The sequence below is a fragment of the Curtobacterium sp. PhB191 genome, assembly GCF_004346515.1.
Lineage (GTDB): Bacteria > Actinomycetota > Actinomycetes > Actinomycetales > Microbacteriaceae > Curtobacterium.
Genome location: NZ_SMBV01000008.1, coordinates 29,622 through 45,170, shown reverse-complemented (window position 1 = coordinate 45,170; position 15,549 = coordinate 29,622). Strand labels below are relative to the sequence as shown.

Sequence of the window (15,549 nt, the reverse complement as noted above, 5' to 3'; positions counted from 1 at the left end):
GCACATGTCGGTCTTGCTCGTGATCTCGGGCGTGTGTGCGGTCCTCGCTGGCCTCGTCCACGTGTACATCTGGTTCCTCGAATCCATCATCTGGACGAGTCCACGCGCCCGCAAGGTGTTCGGCATCGCGACCGAGACCGAGGCCGACGCGACCCGCTCCCTCGCGTTCAACCAGGGGTTCTACAACCTGTTCCTGGCGATCGGCGCGATCCTCGGTGTCGTGCTGGTGCTGGCGGGCAACACCGCGACCGGCTGGACCCTCGTCGTGTTCTCGACCGCGAGCATGCTCGGCGCCGCGGTGATCCTGGTCGGCTCCGGCCGCAAGTACGTCAACTCCGCGTTCAAGCAGGGCACGCTCCCGCTGATCGCCCTGCTCTTCGCGCTGCTCGGCTCGAGCTTCCCCGTCTGAGCCGTCTGAGCCGTCTGAGCCGTCTGAGCCATCTGAGCCGTCTGAGCCGTCTCGACCAGACCGTCAGCCCCGCCACGCAAAAGCGACAGGGTGCCGCCGAACATCGGCGGCACCCTGTCGCTTTCGCGGGTGAAGACCGGCCAGGTCAGCCGAGCTTGTCCTCGAACTGGGCCGGCAGCTTGTCGAGCGCCCACTCGATCGCAGCGGTGGTGCCCATCGAGAACGCCGACGACACGTCCTTGTCGTCGAAGACGATGTAGTGGCCAGCCTCGACCGACGGCACCTTCTGGAACAGCGGGTCAGCCTCGGCCTTCGACGCGTCGACGTAGATCGGCAGGACCAGCGTCAGGTCGGCGTCGAGCAGGTCGAGGTTCTCGTCGGACAGCGTCACGGAGAACGCCTTGCCGGCTTCCTTGTCGATGGCCGACGGGATCGTGAACCCGAGGTTCTTCATGAACGACGAGCGGCTGTCCGTGGAGGCGTACGCCCCGAAGCCCTCGGAGCTGTACGCACCGACGACGGCGGTCTTGCCCTCGAAGTCCGGGTGGGCCTTGCGCGCCGTGGCGTAGGCGTCGTCGAGGTCGGAGAGCAGCTTCTTGCCCTCGGACTCCTTGCCGAGCGCCTTCGCGATCATCGTGGTCTGCTGCTCGGTCGAGGCGAGGTAGTTCTCGCCGCCCTTCGGGATCGCGACGGTCGGCGCGATCGCGGACAGCTTGTCGTAGCGGTCCTTGTCGCCAGACGACTTCACGTCGAGGATCAGGTCGGGGTTGAGCTTGAGGATGTCCTCGTAGCTCGGCTCGAGCGTCTGGATGATCTTCGGCGACTTCGTGTACGCGTCCTTCAGCCACGGTCCGACGCCGTCGCCACCGAAGGCGAGCCAGTCGCTCGCGCCGACCGGCTGCACGCCGAGCTCGAGCGCGGTCTCGGCGTCACCCCAGCCGAGGGCGACGACGCGCTTGGGCTGCGAGTCGATCGTCGTGGTGCCGAGGCCGGTCGTGATGGACACCGGGAAGGCGCCGTCGGACGAGCCGGACGAAGCCGTGTCGGTGGACGAGCCGGAGCCCGAGGCACAGCCGGCGAGGACGAGGGAGGCTGCGGCGACGGCACCCGCAGCGGCGAGGACACGTCGGAGACGAAGGGATGAGCGGATCACGAAGGGTAGCCTAACCTAACGGGGCGTACAGGAATTCAGCTGGATAGGCTGGGTGATCGTGGCCGTCCCAGATCCAGACCGCACGCGCCTCGCGGTGCTCGGCTCCCCCATCGCGCATTCGCTCTCCCCCACGCTCCACGAAGCGGCCTACGACGCGCTCGGGTTGGGGTGGTCGTACGGGAGGCACGAGGTCGCGTCCGGTGGGCTCGACGAGTTCGTCGCGGGGCTGGGTCCCGGATGGCGCGGGCTGAGTCTCACGATGCCGCTCAAGCGCGAGGTGCTGCCGCTCCTCGACCGCACGACCCCGTTGGTCGATGAGCTCGGGGTCGCCAACACGGTGGCGTTCCGCCACGAGGGCGACAGCATCGTCCGTGCGGGTGCCAACACCGATGTCCAGGGGCTCGTCCGTCCGGTCGAGGCCCTCGGGCACCTTCCCGGCGAGGCCACGATCCTCGGCGGCGGGGCGACCGCGGCGAGCGCCCTGTCCGCAACCGTGCGGCTCGGGGCGTCACTCGTGCGGGTGTTCCTGCGCGACACCGCGAAGGCCGGGTCGCTCGTGGAGCTGGCCGTGCGGCTCGGCGTCTCGCTCGAGGTCCTGCCGCTCACCGACCTGCCCGGCACCCGCCACGGGTTCGTCCTGTCGACGCTTCCCGGCGGTGCGGCCGACCCACTCGAGCTGGTGCCGTCGGGGTCGGACGCCGTGCTGTTCGACGTCGCTTACGAGCCGTGGCCGACCGCCGTCGCGTCGCGTTGGGCCGGTGCGGGCGGCCGGGTGCTGAACGGTCTCGACATGCTCACCGAGCAGGCCATCGGCCAGATCCGCTTCTTCCTGACCGGTGACGAGGACGAGCTGCTGCCCGACGAGGCCGCCGTCCGTCGTGCGATGCGCTCGGCTGTCGGCCTGCCCGCCGTCATCAGCAGCTAGCCGACGACGACACCGGCGACCCGCGGTCAGCCGCGGGACCGCGCCTCGGCGTCGAGCAGGGCGACGGACACGTCCCACAGCCGGTCGGCCTGGTCAGGGTCGAGCGCCCAGGGCAGCACGCCGTGCAGGCCGTCCTCGATCCGCTCGACCACCGCTGCTTCGTGGCAGTCCTCGAAGTAGCGGCCGGTGATCCCGTCGAGTTCCGGTGCGGTGGCGAGCAGGACCGAGGTCGCGGCTCCCTGCTCGGGGGTCTTCACGGCGTCGGCGGCGGCGATCTTCGTGGCGGCGAGGACCTCCGGGTCCCAGTGCTTCTGCAGCCCGGTCCAGATCCCGCCGGGCATCAGGGCGTTCGCGGTGATGCCGTCGGCGGCCCACCGCCGGCCGGCAGCGACGGCGAACAGCACGTTCGCGGTCTTCGACTGGCCGTAGGCGAGTCCGGGTTCGTAGGGGCGCCGGCGGAAGAACAGGTCGTCGAACACGACGGGCGAACCGCCGTGGCCGCTCGACGACACCGAGACGATGCGGGCCGAACCCGAGGCCGCCAGGGCGTCGTGCAGCCCGACCGCGAGGGCGAAGTGCCCGAGGTGGTTCGTGGCGAACTGCGCTTCCCACCCGGCGGGCGTGTACGACTCGGGCGCGTCCATGATGCCGGCGTTGGCGACGAGGACGTCGAGCGGCCCCGACCACGCTGCGGTGAACGCCTCGACGGAGCCCGGGCGGTCCAGGTGCAGTTCGACGACGGCCGGTGCGTCCGTCCCCGTCGACCGGGCGATGTCGTCCGCGACCCGTCGGCCGGCGTCGACGTCCCGCACGGCGAGCGTCACGCGCGCCCCGGCTCCGGCGAGTGCTCGGGCGGTCTCCACCCCGATGCCGGACGCGGCGCCGGTGACGATCGCCGTGCGTCCTGTCAGGTCGAGGCCGTCGACGACCTCGGCGGCCGTGGTCCGGCCGCCGAAGCGGGTGAGGTCGCGTGCGGGCATGTCGACTCCTGTCAGCTGGCGTGGTGCGGAGCCGTCAGGCGACGACACCGTCCACGTAGAACCATCGTCCCTGCTCGCGGACGAACTCGCTCGTCTCCTCGAGCGTCCCGCGGTCGTCGTCGGAACGCCACCACGCGCGGAACGCGACCGTGCCCTGGGAGTCGAACGGGCCTCCCGAGGTCGTCGTCAGGATGTCCAACCGGGTCCAGCGCTGGGACGCGTCCAACTCGAGGGCCGCCGGTCGGGTGCGCGGGTGCCAGGTGAGCAGCAGGTACTCCGGCAGTCCCAGCGCGAACGCGCTGAAGCGTGAGCGCATCAGGCGCTCCGCGGTCGGCGCGGCCGCTCCGCGGTGCAGGGGGCCGCAGCACTCGCCGTAGGGGTTGCCGCTCAGGCAGGGGCAGCGCGTCTCGTCGGTGACCACGCCGGAACGCTAGTCGACGATCGACAGCGCGACGGTGATGTTGCCGCGGGTGGCGTTCGAGTACGGGCAGATCTCGTGCGCGCGCTCGGCCAGGCGCTGGCGCTGCTCCTGCGGGGCGGCCGGTGCGTAGACGTCGAGCTCGACCGCCAGGCCGAAGGTGCCGTTGCCGGCGCCGCCGATGCCGACCTCGGCGGAGACCTCGGCGCCGGTGGTGTCGAGGTCGAGTTCCTTGCCCGCGGCGTGCAGTGCACCGAGGAAGCACGCGGCGTACCCGGCGGCGAACAGCTGTTCGGGGTTGGTGCCCTCGCCGCTGCCGCCCATCTCCTTCGGCGGTCGGGTGTCCAGGTCGAGCCGGTCGTCCTCGCTGCGGACGTGCCCGTCGCGGCCGCCTCCGGTGGCGTGGGCGGCTGCGGTGTAGACGATGTCGAGACTCATGGAGCCGAGGTCATCGCGCCCACCTGGACGTGTGCTGCGCGCGCCCGGGGTGCCGGGGCCGGGCGCCCGCGCGTGCCCGCGCCGCCGGGCGTGTCCGCGGCGCGCGTGCCCCCACCGCCGAGTGAGCAGAACACGACGGGTCACATCACCGCACCCGTCGTCTTCTGCTCACTCGATGCACCGCCGACCCGGCCCACGACACCCCGAACCCGGTAGACATGACACGTGTTCAAGATCGGGTGGCAGGTGTACCGGGAGCGACTGCCCGAGGTCATCGGTGAGCGCATCCGCCGACGCATGGTGGTCGTCGGCGCGATCGTCGCGGCGACCGCGTTCGTCGTGCTGCTGTTCGTCGGCGTGCTCCTGGACCGCCTGGACGACCCCGTTCCCGGTCCCGCCGGTGTCGTCGTCGCGGTCGTGGTGGCCGCCGGCTTCGGGTGCTTCGGCGCATCGCTGACGCCGGTCGGTCCGAAGGGATGGGCCGTCCCACCGATCCCGGGCATCGGCTGGCGCACGCAAGAGGCCATCGCCCGTTACTACGGCAGGAACCCTCCGGCGGTGGACCCGCAGCACCGCGATGCCGTGCTCCACGGTCTGCTGGAGAGCCGCGACCAGATCGTCCGCTTCGCCACCCGTTCGTTCCTGCAGTTCGTCAGCTGGGTGGGTCTCGTCCTCGGCACGGTGGTCTTCGTCCTCACGTTCCCCGTCGACGGCGACCGGATGATCGTGCTCCTCGGTGTGTGGTTCATGTGGCTCGTCATCTCGAGCGGCACCGGCGTCATGGGCATCCGCACCCTCGGCCGTCAGGAGCAGTTGCGCGTCGAGGCCGAGGCCCTCCCGCCCGTCCCCCCGGCACCGCCCGCCCGCGGCCGGCCCGGCACCCCGAAGGGCAGCAAGCTCTCGCTGCCCGGAGACTGAGCCGTGTTCGCACTCGGTTGGCGGATCTTCTTCCGGCACGTCGACGACGTACTGGACCCGCGTCGTGTCCGCCGCGCAGCAGCGTGGTCCGGCGCAGCAGCCGTGGTCGCGTTGGTCGGCATGCTCGTCCTGGAGGCCCGGCTCGGCTGGACGGCACAGCCTCCGCTCCGCAGCGTGGCGGCCATCGTGCTGCTGGCGGCCGGCGTGGGTCTGCTCACGTTCGCGTGCTTCCCGACGCGGCGCCCGCCGGACCCCTCGGCGACGATCAACGGGCGGCAGGTGCGGGCCTCGTGGCAGAACTCGGTGCGGCGGTCGGTGCAGCCCTACCTACTGCGACGGCCACGCCCCGTCCGTCCAGAGGACCGCGAGGCGGTCCGCACCGACACGGTCCTGCTCCGCCGCGGCCTGATCGGCACGCTCGCCCGCGTCACCCCGCTGCTGGGGGCAGGGGTCGCCGCCGTCGGTGCTGGCCCGTTGCTCGACGTCGCGCCCTGGTGGCCCGTGGTGTCCGTCGCGCTCTACGTCCTCGTGCTGCCCGAGTACGTCGTCCGCCTCGGCCGCTCCGAACGCGCGCGGGTCGCCGCCGAGGCCGCCGAGCCGTTCGAGGTCCCCGCCGGCCCGACTTCGTGAGCAGAAATGGTCGGGTGGCGTGACGGGACCCGACCATTTCTGTTCACGAAGCGGAACGGGACAAGGGAACAGGCCGACACGACGCAACAGCCCCGCCCGCGCGACTGTCGGGGGCACGGGGCACACTGGGCGCATGTGTGGAAGGTTCGTCGTCTCCGACACCACGGCCGATCTGTTGCCCGAGCTCCTCGGCGAGCTCGCCGGCCGGACCGAGCACGTGGACCAGGACACCGGCGTCGTGGGGACCGGCCTGGTGCCGAGCTGGAACGTCGCCCCGACCGACCCCGTGTCCGCGGTGCGCCAGCGGCACGGGGAGCGCGAACTGCCGCAGATCAGCTGGGGCTTCGTGCCGAGTTGGGCGAAGGACTTCCAGAAGCAGCGCCCGAAGCCGATCAACGCCCGTATCGAGACGGTCGCGACGAGCGGCATGTTCAAGCGGGCCTTCGCGACGAACCGGTGCATCGTGCCGGCGCAGGGCTACTACGAGTGGGTGGTGCGCGAGGACGGCAAGGAGCCGCACTTCGTGCACGAGCCCGGCGGTGCCCTGGCGATGGCCGGGGTCGTGAGTGCCTGGCCGGACCCGACCAAGCCCGATGGCGACCCGGACAAGTGGCGGCTGTCGCTGGCGATCATCACGCGCGACGCCCACGTGGCCCCGGGCGAGGTGCACGACCGGATGCCGGCGTTCCTGACGCCCGACGGCTACGACGACTGGCTCGGCGGCGGCACCGGTGGCGCCGGGGGCCTCGGCACCGACGACCTGCTGGCCCTGCTCGACCACGAGTCACTGACGGTCGCGGCCGGCCTGGAGCAGTACGAGGTCGCCCGCACCGTGAACAGCGTGAAGAACGACGGCCCGCAGCTCATCGAACCGGTGGCGTAGCCAGCGAGACGCCGCCCTACTCGACGCTCGGACGCACCCACAGTTCGGCGATCTGGGAGTCCCGCGGGGCGTCGATCACGAACCGCACGGCCGAGGCGACGGTGGATGGTTCACTCCGCACCACGTCGGGGTCGGCCGGACCGTACCGATCGCCGGTGTGCGCGAGCGGGGTGTCGGTCGGTCCCGGCGCGACGGTGCTCACCCGGATCCCGTCGGCGCTGACCTGCTGGCGGAGCCCGTCGGTGACGGCCTGCAGCGCGTGCTTCGACGCGGAGTACACGGTGCTGTTCGGCACGGCCCGTCGCGCGGCACCCGAGCTGATCACGACGACCGACCCGGCGGCCCGGCGCAGGTGTGGCAGGAACACCCGGCTGAGCTCGGCCGGCGCGATGACGTTGGTGGCGAAGGCGCGCTGCCAGTCCTCGGCGCGGGCGTCCTCGACACGCAGGCGTTCGACGATCGCTGCGTTGTGCACCAGGACGTCGAGCTCCGGTACCGAGTCGGCGAAGGCCGGGAACCCGGCGGCGTCGGTCAGGTCGAGCTGCACGGCGGTGACGTGGTCGAGCGCCCCGACCTCGTCGAGCCGCACGCGGTCACGCCCGACGGCGATCACCTCGTGGGTCCGGCGGAGCTCCTCGACGACGGCGCGTCCGATGCCGCTGGTCCCACCGGTCACGATCGCGGTGGGTCGGCCGGGTGCGGTGGGTCGGTCGCTCATCCTCCGAGGCTAGCGAGCGGCGGAGCCGCACGACCCCGCGTGACGGCGTGCGTCGGACGCGACCACGGCAGGAAGACGGGAGGCCCGGATCACGTGCGCCTGTCGGCTGACGTGATCCGGGCCTCCCGGTCGACCGCGGTGGTCACGGACGCGCGCTGCGTCGGATCCCTGGGGCGGCTGCGATGCCCGCCGCGATGCGGCGACGCGTCACCAGCAGCACGCCGGCCAGGAGCAGTGCGATCGCCGCGAGGCCGAGGCCGACGAGGCCGGTCGCACCGGTGAAGGCGAGCTCCGCGGTGTGGACCGCTGCCGCGATGCCGGTCGGGTAGGTGACCGTGATGGTCGCCGTCACCGTCTGGCCGTTGCTGTCCGTCACCGTGTACCCGATGAACGCGGTCCCGATGAAGTTGGTGCCGGTGTGGCCCTTCGCCGGGGTGAAGACGACCTTGCCGTCACGGACGGTCCAGGTGCCCTCGTGGCTGACGACGACGCGGTCGGACTGCTTGCCCGTCTCCGGGTCGATCAGGTGCAGGGTGCCCGTCTCGAAGGTGGCACCGCCCGAGGCGGAGTCGTTGTCGGGCGGGTCGATCGTGACCTGGTGCCCGACGGTCCCGGTGGCGGAGTCGTCCTTCGCGACCGCGGCGGCGACGACCGTCATCGTCGCGGTGGCGGTGGTGGTCTGCCCCGAGGCGTCCGTCACCGTGTAGGTGAAGGTGTCCGTGCCGGTGAAGCCGGCGGCCGGGGTGTAGACGTACGCGCCGGTGGGCTGGACCGTCACCGTGCCGTGGGCCGGCTTGCGGTCCAGCGCTGCGGTGAGGCGGGTGCCCTGGTCGTTGGTGAGCAGACCGTGGGCGGCGTCGCGGGCGATCGGCGTGCCGGCGATGGTGTGGCCGGCGTCCTTCGTCGCGTCGATGCCGACGGTGACGGTGACGGTGGCGTCGACCTGCTGACCCGAGCCGTCCTGCGCCCGGTAGGTCACGGTGTCGGTGCCGGAGAAGCCCTTCGCCGGGGTGTAGACGAAGGTGCCGTCCGCGGCGATCGAGACCGTGCCGTGCCCCGCCTTGCCGGAGGTCACGACCGTCAGGTCACTGCCGTGGTCGTTGCCGAGCACGCCGGGGCCGGCGACGGTGACCGGCTTGCCGGCCTTCGTGGCTGCCTTGTCGTTCGTCGCCGTCGGGGTGACGGTGATCGTCACGAGGCCGGTCGCGGTGTTGCCGTCGTGGTCGATCGCCGTGTAGGTGAAGGTGTCGATGCCGGACCAGTCGTGCTCCGGCGTGTAGACGTACGAGCCGTCCTTCGCCAGCGCCACGGAGCCGTGTGCCGGCTTGCGGTCGATCTTCGCCCACAGGTCGGTGCCCTCATCGTCGGCGAGGACGCCCGTGCCGACGGTCGCGGTCACGGTGCCGTTGGTGGCGGTGCGGCCGGTGTCGGGGGTCGCCATGGTGCCGACCAGGACGGTGACGGTCGCCGTCGTGGTCTGGCCGGAGCCGTCCGTGACGGTGTACGTGAACGTGTCCGTGCCGGAGAAGCCCTTCTTCGGCAGGTAGACGAGCGAGCCGGGCTCGGTGCCCTTGGTCACGGTGCCGTGCGCGGCGTCGCCGTGACCGGTGACCGTGAGCGTCGTGCCGTGGTCGTTGGCGGTCAGCGTCGTGCCGGCGATCGCCAGCGCAGTGCCGGCGCTCGTGCGCACGGTGTCCGCGACGGCGACGGGCTTGACCGTCACCGTGACGGTCGCCGTCGCGGTGCCGCCGGTCGGGTCGGTCACCGTGTAGGTGAACGTGTCCGTGCCGGAGAAGCCGTCGGCTGGCGTATACGTGACGGTGCCGGTGGTGCCGGTGCCGGTGATCGCGGCCTCGCCGTGACCGGGCTTGGTGACCGCGGTGACCGCGGTGACGGCGAGCTTCGTGCCGGAGTCGTTGCCCGTGACCACGACGTCGACCGGGGTCGAGGCGGTGGTGGTCGCGGTGTCGGCGACGGCCTTCGGGGCGACGACGATCGTCACGGTGCCGGTGGTGGTCCCGCCGGCACCGTCGGTGACGGTGTAGTCGAACGAGTCCGGGCCGGAGTAGCCGGGCTTCGGCGTGTAGGTGTACCCGCCGTCCTTGTCGACGACGACGTCACCGTGCGACGGGTCGGTGTTGTCCGTGACGTGCAGGTCGGTGCCGGTGGCGCCGTCGAGCACGCCCTTGTCGGCCGGGACGGTGATGGATCCGTCGGCGTCGGTGGACGTGGAGCCGCCCGCCGTGACGGGGGTGACCCGGACGGAGACGGTGCCGGTGTTCGTGAGGCCGTTGCGGTCGGTGACCGTGTACGTGAACTCGTCGGTGCCCGAGAAGCCCGGCTTCGGCGTGTACGTGACGGTGCCGTCGTCGTTCCGGATCGCGGTGCCGTGCTCGCCGCTCGCGTCGACGGGGATGTCGAGCACGGACAGCCCGGTGCCGTGGTCGTTGCCGATCAGGTCGGCCGAGGTGACCGTCGTGCTGCCGCCTGCCTTGACCGTGATCTCGTCGGGTTCGGTGCCGGGCGTGACCGTGATGGTCACGACGCCCGTGGTCGTCCCGCCGGAGGGGTCCTTCGCCGTGTACGTGAAGGTGTCCGTGCCCGAGAAGCCGTCCTTCGGGGTGTACGTGTACGACCCGTCCTCCGCCAGCTCGAGGTCGCCGTTCGCGGGCTCGAGGTCGACCGTGGCGGTGAGCTTCGTACCCTCGTCGTTCGCGAGCACGCCCGTGCGGTCGTCGCCGTCTCCGCCCACGCTCAGCGTGGTGCCGGCGGTGGCCGTCGCGGTGTCCGGGGTGGCCATCGGGCCGACGACGACGGTGATCGTGCCGGTCGTGGTCTGGCCGGAGTCGTCCCGCACCGTGTAGGTGACGGTGTCGGTGCCCGAGAAGCCGGGCTTCGGCGTGTACGTGATCACGCCGGTGGTCGGGTCGATCGTGACGTCGCCGTGCGTCGTGCCGTCGGCGTCCGGCACGGCGGCCGCGTCGGTGACGGTCAGCTTCGTTCCCTTGTCGTTGCCGGTGAGCGTCTCCGGCGCGATGGTCAGCGTCTCGCCGGACTTCGTCGACACGGTGTCGCCGTTCGCGACCGGCTGGACGGTGACGGTGACCGTCGCCGGGCTGGTGGTGACCTTCGAGCCGTCGGTCACGGTGTAGGTGAACGAGTCGGTGCCGGAGAAGTCACCCGTCGGCGTGTACTCGACGGTGCCGTCCTCGGCCACCACGGCGGTGCCGTTCGCCGGACCGGTGACGATCGTGGTGACCAGGTCCGAGCCGCGGTCGTTGTGCTGCACGTCGACGTTCACCGGGGTGCCGGCGCTCGTCGTCGTGGTGTCGTTCGCGATCGTCGGGTCGACCGTGATGGTCACCGTGGCGGTCGTCGGCGCACCGGCGGTGTCCGTCGCGGTGTACCGGAACGAGTCCGTGCCCGAGAAGCCGTCGGCCGGCGTGTAGGTGATCGCACCGGTCGCCTTGTCGAGGGTGAGCTCGCCGTGCGCGGGCTTCGTGTTCGACGAGACGGTCAGGCCGGTGCCGAGGTCGTTGCCCAGGACGCCGGTGGCGCGGTCGTCGGCGGTGTACGTGGTGCCGGCGGCGACGCGGACGGTGTCGTCCTTCGCCAGCGGGGCGACGTTCACGGTCACGGTCACGGTGTCGGTCCCCCCGGTGCCGTCGGTGACGGTGTACGTGAAGGAGTCGGGGCCGGAGGAGCCGGTGGCCGGGGTGTAGGTGTAGCTGCCGTCCTTCGCGACGACGACGTCACCGTGAGCGGGCTTGGTGTTGCCGGTGACCGTCAGGTCCGAGCCGAGGTCGTTGGCGAGCAGGCCGGGGGCGGTGCCGGGGGTGGTGGCCCCCGCCGTCGCGGTGATCGTGTCGGCGACCGCTGTCGGCAGCACCGTGATGGTGACCGTGCCGGAGATCTCCGCGCCGTCGCCGTCCTTCGCCGTGTAGGTGAAGGAGTCCGGGCCGGAGTAACCGGCGGTCGGGGTGTACGAGTACGAGCCGTCCTTCTCGACGGTCAGGTCACCGTGGGCGGGCTTCGTGTTGCCCGTGATCGTCAGGCCGGTGCCGTGGTCGTTCGCGAGCAGACCCGTCTTGGCGTCGGCAGTGGCGGTCTGGCCGGCGTGCACACTGAACGCGTCGTCGGTGCCCGCCGGGGCGACGGTGATCGTCACGGTGCTGGTCGATGTCTGGCCGGAGGAGTCCTTCGCCGTGTACTGGAAGGTGTCCGTGCCCGAGAAGCCGTCGGCCGGGGTGTAGGTGTACGAGCCGTCGGGCTGCACGGTCGCGGTGCCGTGGGCGGGCGTGGTGTTCGAAACGACGGACAGGCCGGTGCCGCTGTCGTTCGCCAAGACGCCCTTCGCGGGCACGGTGAGCTTCGTGCCGTTCGGCGTGTTGCCGGTGTCCGATGTCGTGGTGACGTGGACGGCCTTGAGCATGTTGGTGAAGGTCACCATGACGTCGGTGCCGTCGGCGGTCGTGGCGGCGGGGAACGTGAAGGTGCCGGTGTTCCCGGTGCCCTCGGCGATGACCGCGTTGGTGCCCCGGTCGACGGCCTTCCACGTCGTGTCGTAGTTTGCCGGGTCGGTGGTGCCGTCGGCGGTCTGCGTGACCGTGTAGTCCTTGTTCGGCGTGGTCAGGACCGCGCCCGCCTTCTGTGCCTGGACGCCCGTGGCGCTGCCACTGGTGGTACCGGTCGTCCCGTCGTTCGGGGTGATGCCGCCGCCGGTGATCGAGAGCTTGAACTGGTCACTGCTGTTCCAGCGCTTGTCGACGCTCGCCTCACCGGTGACGGTGTCGGCGTAGTTGCAGCTGGCCAGGTCGCTGGCGGCGTAGTTGCCGACGATCGGGAAGCTGCGGACCTGCGCACCCGAGGTGGGGTCGAGCTGGTAGATCGTGGTCGTGGAGACGTTGTTCGCCGTCACGGTGTTCGACACGTACAGGTACCCGTCGGACGAGAACGCGATGCCCGGGCTGTTCGTGGTTGACGGCAGGGTTGCGATCTCGGTCGTCGTCATCGCTGTGGTGCCCGGTGTCGTCGGGACCTCGTTCGTGTTCACGCGGTACACGTGGTTCGCCGCGACGACGAAGAACAGTCCGCGGGAGCTGAATGCAAAGTCGCCGTTCGCGTTCGCTGTGTCGGCAGCGTTCCGCGTGGCGAGGCCGTTGATCTGCCCGACCTGACCGAGGTACTTCGCCGGCGTCGTGTCGGTCGCGGGGCGGTACGCCCCGAGCCAACCGGTGCCGTCGCCGTAGTAGTAGATGCCCGTCGCCGGGTTCACGGCACCACGGATCACGGACCGTGTCGTGTCGGTCGCGACCGGGTCGCTGGCGACGCCCGTCTTCGGGTCGTACTGACGAAGGGTCGCGGTCCCGCCGTTCGCCGCGGCGAACATCGAGACACCCTCGCGCGAGATACCGAGACCGTTGTTCGCCTCGGCGCCGAGGGTGACGAGGTCCTTCGTCGTGCCCTTGGTGTCGCCTTCGCTGATGTCGACGGCCACGACTTTGCCGGACCGGTTGATCGCGTACAGCGTGTTCTGCGGGTAGCAGACGAGTGCACCGTTCTGGGTCGCATCGACGGCCGAGGCAGGCTCGGCGGCGATGACCGCCGTGGTCGTCGAGAGACCGGCGCCGACGAGCAGCGCAGCGCCGAACATGGCGACGGTTCGGACGCCGAAGCGGCGTCGAGGCACAGCGGTGCCCTGGGAAGCAGGCAGCATGATCACTTTCGGGTCGAGACGATGCGGGCGCCTGATCCACGGCCGTCGGTTCAGGGAGAACGGTCAGTGGCGCCGGGTCGATACTGGCAGGTCTCGATACCGAAGTGGGGACGGGACGGGTCCCCAATAGGGGGGACCACTCGTTGTGGGGGTAGCCGCCCCGCAGGCCCGCGTCACCCGCTCGGAGCACGCGAAAACCCCACCGGATCCGGTGGGGTTTCGGGGTTCGCGGGGCTCAGCGCGTCAGACAGCCTGCCGGATCACGTCGGGCAGCAGCACGTGCAGCCGCTCGGCCAGACGCCCCTTGGCCTCGTCGAGGGAGCGGAAGTCCCCCACGTACTCGCCGAACGTGTCGGCGACGAAGAAGTGGGTGCCCTGCCGGTCGACGGTGCCGCCGTAGTACCCGCCGTAGTTGGCGACCCAGAGCCCGGTGTCGGGCTGCGCCCAGCTGATGCGGACGCGAGCCGGCGCGGTGTCGGCGACGACCTGCGCCTCGATCTCGGCGATGACCTCGATCGTCCGGGTGTCCAGCGTCACTTCGGTCTGCTGGTGGTGATCGGCGGTCATGCTCATGGTCGTGCTCCTTCGGGCTGTGCTGCGTGCTGGTGCTGCGGGCGTCGCGGACGCCGATGGTGCATGGTGGGACGGGCGCCGACGGCGCCGGTGACGCCTACTCGACCGGTCGGATGACAGACGGGAGCATGACGTGGAGCTGGTCCTCGAGCTTGGTCTGCGCTTCTTCCAGCGATGCGAACTCACCGACGACCAGGCCGAAGGTGTCCGAGGCGACGAAGCGGCCGTCGCGCTTGTCGACGCTGCCGCCGAAGTACCCGCCGTAGCCGGCGATCCACTCGCCCTGGTCTTCCTGCACCCAGGTGACCTTCGCGCGGGTCGGACGGGTCGAGGTCGCCGCGTCGGCTTCGAGGATCGCGATGGTGTCGACCGTGTCGGTGTCGAGGGTGACCTCGGCCTGCGTCGCGTTGTTGACGGTGATGCTCATGTCGCTCTCCTTCACGATCCGGGGTACATCTGCTGACACCAGAACGCTACGAGAACCACGGCCCGAACCGCCAGCGATGCCCGTTGATTCACGGGTTCCGTCAATGCGACCCATCGGCGTCCCCCGGGTTTCCGGGGCGGTGTGACGTCTTTCCGGGGTACAGGCTTCAGATCGGGGTACTCGTTTTCCGGACCTCCGAGATGCGTCACGGAATGACGGAGACGCCCATCCGGGAGGCCCGACTCACTACCGTCGGTCGGGTGACCTCCGACAGTCCCCGCGATCCAGGGCGCGCCCCGGCCACCGGCCGCAGCCGTCGGGTCGCGACGTGGCTCGCCGCCGCCTACGGCGTCGCGGTGGTGCTCGTCGGGTTCTGGGGTTCACCCGTCGACGCGGCAGCCGGTCCGACGCTCGACCGGGTGATCGCGATCGCCCATCGGCACGGGGCCCCCGACTGGTTCGGCTACGGCACGATCGAGTCGCTGTCGAACGTGGTCTTCTTCGTCCCGCTGGGTCTGCTCGTGGTCCTGCTCGCGGGCGCTCGGTGGTGGTGGGCCGGTGCGGCTGCGGGCCTGGTCGTCAGCGTCGGCATCGAGACCAGCCAGACGCTCTTCCTGCCCGCTCGCACCGCATCAGTGGCCGACGTGCTGGCGAACGGCCTGGGCGCGGTCCTCGGAGCCGTCCTGGGCATCCTGGCGCTCGCGTGGGCGGCACACCGCCGGCGTCACTGACGCGCGGACACGACGAAGCCCCCGGAGCGATGCGCTCCGGGGGCTTCGTTCAGTAGCTCGAGACTCAGACGGACTCGCGCTGGCGACGGACCGAGCCGCGGACCAGCAGCAGTCCACCACCGAGGACGACTGCGCCACCGGCGACCCAGAGGGCCAGGGCGGACACGGTCGAACCGGTGAAGGCGAGGGTGCCGTCGGTGCCGGAGCCAGCACCCGCAGCGGGGACAGCAGCAGCAGCGTCAGCCGGGGCGACGGTGAAGGCGGCGAAGCCGACGACACCCGAGGTCGCGCCGGTGGCGGTCAGGTTGTAGGTACCCGAAGCGCCCTTCGGGAAGGTGACCTTGACGGCGAGTGAACCGTCGGAGGCAGCGGTGTAGGTCTTCGAGACGGTCGTGGTCGGCAGCGCGCCGAGCGTGACCGCACCGGCACCGGTGACCTGGACGTTGACGGTCTCGTTGTCCTGGAACGCACCCTCGGTGAAGTTCACGGAGGCGGTACCACCGGCAACAGCGGTGCCGGAGACGGAGACGTCGGAGTCAGGCGTGTAACCGGCGGCATTGGCGACGGTCGGCGTGGCGAGCAGTGCGGCCCCAGCCAGCACCACCGCAGCGATGAGCTTCTTCATGTGGT

At 70.9% G+C, this 15,549-nt stretch carries 15 protein-coding genes; 6 read left to right on the top strand and 9 right to left on the bottom strand.

Annotated features, from left to right (window positions below):
• Positions 1-4: 4 nt before the first annotated feature.
• Positions 5-409, top strand: coding sequence for a DUF1304 domain-containing protein (locus EDF48_RS13785; protein ID WP_123293628.1), 405 nt, complete (start codon positions 5-7; stop codon positions 407-409).
• A gap of 145 nt (positions 410-554) precedes the next feature.
• Here the strand turns inward: EDF48_RS13785 and EDF48_RS13780 are convergent, their stop codons facing one another.
• On the bottom strand, positions 555-1,562 hold the full coding sequence (locus EDF48_RS13780; protein ID WP_123293627.1) for an iron-siderophore ABC transporter substrate-binding protein: 1,008 nt from the start codon (positions 1,560-1,562) through the stop codon (positions 555-557).
• A 58-nt stretch (positions 1,563-1,620) separates the two neighbouring features.
• On the opposite strand from EDF48_RS13780, the gene EDF48_RS13775 reads away from it, so the two are divergent.
• Positions 1,621-2,487, top strand: coding sequence for a shikimate dehydrogenase (locus EDF48_RS13775; RefSeq protein ID WP_207913273.1), 867 nt, complete (start codon positions 1,621-1,623; stop codon positions 2,485-2,487).
• 26 nt (positions 2,488-2,513) lie between these two features.
• Here the strand turns inward: EDF48_RS13775 and EDF48_RS13770 are convergent, their stop codons facing one another.
• From EDF48_RS13770 to EDF48_RS13760, 3 genes are read right to left on the bottom strand one after another with little or no spacing between them, the layout of a single operon-like run.
• On the bottom strand, positions 2,514-3,467 hold the full coding sequence (locus tag EDF48_RS13770) for an SDR family NAD(P)-dependent oxidoreductase (protein WP_131880702.1): 954 nt from the start codon (positions 3,465-3,467) through the stop codon (positions 2,514-2,516).
• A 34-nt stretch (positions 3,468-3,501) separates the two neighbouring features.
• A complete protein-coding gene (locus tag EDF48_RS13765) occupies positions 3,502-3,888 on the bottom strand; it encodes a YchJ family protein (RefSeq protein WP_123340113.1) in 387 nt (128 codons plus the stop codon).
• A 9-nt stretch (positions 3,889-3,897) separates the two neighbouring features.
• Entirely contained in the window at positions 3,898-4,323 is a 426-nt protein-coding gene (locus EDF48_RS13760; protein ID WP_123293624.1) for an organic hydroperoxide resistance protein, read from the bottom strand.
• 225 nt (positions 4,324-4,548) lie between these two features.
• Here EDF48_RS13760 and EDF48_RS13755 point away from each other — a divergent pair, with 225 nt between their 5' ends.
• The 3 genes from EDF48_RS13755 (at position 4,549) to EDF48_RS13745 (ending at position 6,754) form a co-directional block, all read left to right on the top strand.
• Positions 4,549-5,241, top strand: a complete 693-nt coding sequence (locus EDF48_RS13755) for a hypothetical protein (RefSeq protein ID WP_131880700.1) — start codon at positions 4,549-4,551, stop codon at positions 5,239-5,241.
• A 3-nt stretch (positions 5,242-5,244) separates the two neighbouring features.
• Positions 5,245-5,871: a hypothetical protein gene (locus EDF48_RS13750; RefSeq protein ID WP_131880698.1), complete on the top strand. Its 627-nt coding sequence runs from the start codon at positions 5,245-5,247 to the stop codon at positions 5,869-5,871.
• A gap of 133 nt (positions 5,872-6,004) precedes the next feature.
• On the top strand, positions 6,005-6,754 hold the full coding sequence (locus EDF48_RS13745) for an SOS response-associated peptidase (protein ID WP_131880696.1): 750 nt from the start codon (positions 6,005-6,007) through the stop codon (positions 6,752-6,754).
• 16 nt (positions 6,755-6,770) lie between these two features.
• Here the strand turns inward: EDF48_RS13745 and EDF48_RS13740 are convergent, their stop codons facing one another.
• From EDF48_RS13740 to EDF48_RS13725, 4 genes are all read right to left on the bottom strand, one after another.
• Positions 6,771-7,472 (bottom strand): SDR family oxidoreductase, encoded by a 702-nt coding sequence (locus tag EDF48_RS13740; RefSeq protein WP_111086110.1) that lies wholly within the window; start codon positions 7,470-7,472, stop codon positions 6,771-6,773.
• 142 nt (positions 7,473-7,614) lie between these two features.
• Positions 7,615-13,188 (bottom strand): Ig-like domain-containing protein, encoded by a 5,574-nt coding sequence (locus tag EDF48_RS13735; protein ID WP_131880694.1) that lies wholly within the window; start codon positions 13,186-13,188, stop codon positions 7,615-7,617.
• Between the two features lie 243 nt (positions 13,189-13,431).
• Complete coding sequence (locus EDF48_RS13730) at positions 13,432-13,761, bottom strand: hypothetical protein (protein WP_207913272.1); 330 nt, start codon at positions 13,759-13,761, stop codon at positions 13,432-13,434.
• Between the two features lie 97 nt (positions 13,762-13,858).
• Entirely contained in the window at positions 13,859-14,188 is a 330-nt protein-coding gene (locus tag EDF48_RS13725) for a hypothetical protein (protein WP_111086112.1), read from the bottom strand.
• 260 nt (positions 14,189-14,448) lie between these two features.
• On the opposite strand from EDF48_RS13725, the gene EDF48_RS13720 reads away from it, so the two are divergent.
• The gene (locus EDF48_RS13720; RefSeq protein ID WP_165932407.1) at positions 14,449-14,919 is read left to right on the top strand and encodes a VanZ family protein; all 471 of its coding nucleotides are present in this window, start codon (positions 14,449-14,451) and stop codon (positions 14,917-14,919) included.
• A gap of 64 nt (positions 14,920-14,983) precedes the next feature.
• On the opposite strand, the gene EDF48_RS13715 is transcribed toward EDF48_RS13720, so the two are convergent.
• On the bottom strand, positions 14,984-15,544 hold the full coding sequence (locus EDF48_RS13715; protein ID WP_111086114.1) for a sortase: 561 nt from the start codon (positions 15,542-15,544) through the stop codon (positions 14,984-14,986).
• Positions 15,545-15,549: the final 5 nt, after the last annotated feature.